This is a genomic window from Frankia gtarii (assembly GCF_025403375.1).
Taxonomy (GTDB): domain Bacteria; phylum Actinomycetota; class Actinomycetes; order Frankiales; family Frankiaceae; genus Frankia; species Frankia gtarii.
Map to the genome: position 1 here is coordinate 1 of NZ_JAMPTM010000481.1, position 2,384 is coordinate 2,384.

The 2,384-nt window shown below is 74.2% G+C and carries 2 protein-coding genes; both read left to right on the forward strand.

What is annotated here, in order from left to right; all coding sequences use genetic code 11:
- Positions 1-614 (forward strand): acyl-CoA dehydrogenase family protein (locus NBZ83_RS31660; protein ID WP_261576457.1); only part of this gene is annotated, 614 nt, incomplete at its 5' end.
- A 238-nt stretch (positions 615-852) separates the two neighbouring features.
- Positions 853-2,384: class I adenylate-forming enzyme family protein (locus NBZ83_RS31665; RefSeq protein ID WP_261576458.1), on the forward strand; the 1,532-nt coding region annotated here is incomplete at its 3' end.

Sequence of the window (2,384 nt, forward strand, 5' to 3'; positions counted from 1 at the left end):
GGGACGGCGTCGCTGGGGTCGCGGTCCGGGTCGAACCGCTCGACGTTCTCGATGCGACCCGCCCGCTCGCCCGGGTCACTCTGAACACGTCCGCGACCCTGCTCGCCGGTCCGGCCGAGTTCGCCGCGGTGCTCGCCGCCGCCCGCCGGGTGGCGCTGACGCTGCTGGCGGCCGAGGCCGTCGGCGTCTCGGCGCGGTGCACCGAGCTGGCCGTCGACTATGCGGGCATCCGTCACCAGTTCGGCCGGCCGATCGGCACCTACCAGGCGATCTCGCATCGCTGCGCCGACATGTTCGTCGGTACCGAGGCGGCCCGCGCCCTCGTCGCCGCCGCCGCGCAGGCCCTCGACGCGGCCGGTGCGACAACGGACGGTGCGACAACGGACGGCGGCGAGCTCGAGGTGGCGGTGGCCCTGGCCGCGGCCGAGGCGCTCGACGCCGCGGTCGGGGCCGCCCAGGGCAGCCTGCAGGTGCACGGGGGGATCGGCTTCACCTGGGAGCACCCCGTGCATCTCTACCTGCGTCGGGCGAAGTCCAGCGAGGCGTTGATCGCGGCGCCGGACCGGCTGCGCGAGCAGGCCGCGTCCCGGCTGGTCGCGGCCGCCCGGCGCTGAGACGGCTCCGGGGTTGGCCGACCGTCCCTATGCCAATTCCTTAAACCTAATCAATTTATCTAGTGGTAGCTTGGGCGAACGGGCCCTCTCGGCGGCTCTCCGGATCCGTCCGGAGCATGCACCGATCCGTCCGGCGGCAAGGAGCGATGATGCGGGACCCTGTGATCGAGGCCGTCGGAAAACCCGGCCTTCCGCGTGCCCCCCGCGGGTCGGCCGTCGTCGCGCGGGGTCACGCCCGATGACCGAGCCCGTCGACCTGCCGGGCCGGCTGCGCGCGCTGTGGGAGGCGCCCGACTCCGCCCCCGCCCTCCAGGTCGACGGTGCCTGGGTGCCCTGGGGGACCCTGCGCGCGCTCGCCGACGAGATCACCCGTAGCCTCGACGGGCTCGGCCTCGGCCGCGGCGCGCGCGTCGGCGTCCTGCTCGGAAACTGGACCGAGTCGATCGCGGCGATCCTCGCGATCCTCGGCACCGAGCGCTGCCTGACGGTCTTCAACCCGCTGCAGCCGGCCGAGCGGCTCGCCGGCGACCTGGAACAGGCCGCCCCGCCGGTGCTCGTCGTGCCGGTGCGGGCCTGGGCGTCCTCGGGGCTCGCGGAGCCGGTCGAGCGGCTCGGCATCAGCCTCATCCGCACCTCCGCGGAGGGGATCGCGTCGCTGCGCGCCGGCCGCGATGACGCGACGATCACCGCGGTCGACGCACCGGGCGTCGCCGTCGAACTCACCACCTCGGGTACCACCGGGCCGCCCAAGCGCATCCCGCTGACCTACCGCCAGCTCGAGGCTTCGGTCGGGTCCGCCCGGGGACACATGAAGCCCGGCGGCGGCGACCGGTCCTACTTCGAGGGCGGCGTGGCCATCGTCTCCGTCCCGCTGGTGCACATCGGCGGGATGTGGGGGGCGCTGCAGGCCCTCGGCGACGCGCGGCGCATCGTGCTGCTGGAACGCTGGACCCTGGACCGGTGGCTCGACGTCATCCGCGAGCACCGGCCCCGCCTCGGCGCGCTGCCGCCGGCGGCGCTGCGCACCCTGATGAGTGCGAACGTGCCCGTCGAGGACCTCGCGAGCCTGCGCGCGCTGACCTGCGGGACCGCCCCGGTGTCGCCCGATCTGGTCGACGCGGTGCTGGAGCGCTACGGCATCCACGTGCTCGGCGTCTACGGCGCGACCGAGTTCTCCGGCGCGGTGGCCGGCTGGTCGCTGCCGGACCACCAGCAGTGGTGGGCGAAGAAGCGGGGCAGTGTCGGACGGGCCTTCCCGGGGGTGGGACTGCGCGTCGTGGCCGAGGACGGCGAGGTACAGCCGACGGGTGCCAGCGGACTGCTGGAGATCAGGACCGACCAGGCCGGGGCGCGGGTGGGCGCGGACGGCTGGACTCGGACCAGCGACCTGGCCCGCATCGACGAGGACGGCTTCCTCTACATCGAGGGCCGCGCCGACGATGTGATCATTCGAGGTGGATTCAAGATCACCCCGATCACGGTGAAGGAGGTGCTCGAGAAGCACCCGGCGGTCGCCGAGGCGGCGGTGTTCGGCCTGCCCGACGAGCGCCTCGGCCAGATACCCGTCGCCGTGGTGGAGGCGGCGCCCGGCGCCGGGCCGCTCAGCGAGCAGGAACTGCGTGAGTGGTGCCGGCCGCGGATGCTGCCCTACGAGGTGCCGGCGCGGGCGCTGACCGTGCCGGAGCTGCCCCGCGGAGTGTCCCAGAAAGTCAGCATGCCCGACCTGGTGGCGTTGTTCGCCGCCCCGCCGCAGACCACCCCGCCGCAGAC